General features: G+C 66.3%; 1 pseudogene. It reads left to right on the top strand.

From position 1 onward, the window contains the following. Window positions 1–297, top strand: a pseudogene (locus tag EIK80_RS25475) (deoxyhypusine synthase family protein); the annotation flags it as partial.

The raw sequence follows: 297 nt of genomic DNA, 5'->3' as shown, positions 1-297 counted from the left end.
TTCTGCCTGGTCAAGGACCAGAAGGAAAAGATCGCCGCCAAGTAGCCCTATCTGATGATCGACGCCGTCGCGGACTTCCGCGAACTGCCCGACATCAAGATCGCGGCCGGCACCACGGGCCTGTTCATGGTCGGCGGCGGCGTGCCGAAGAACTTCGCCCAGGACACCGTCGTCTGCGCCGAGAGCCTCGGCGTCGAGGCCGACATGCACAAGTACGCCGTCCAGACCACGGTGGCCGACGTCCGCGACGGCGCCTGCTCGTCGTCGACGCTGAAGGAAGCCGCCTCGTGGGGCAAG

It is taken from the genome of Caulobacter sp. 602-1 (assembly GCF_003931565.1).
GTDB lineage: Bacteria > Pseudomonadota > Alphaproteobacteria > Caulobacterales > Caulobacteraceae > Caulobacter.
Note: the sequence above shows the minus strand (reverse complement) of the source record. Positions and strands in the feature narration are given on the sequence as shown.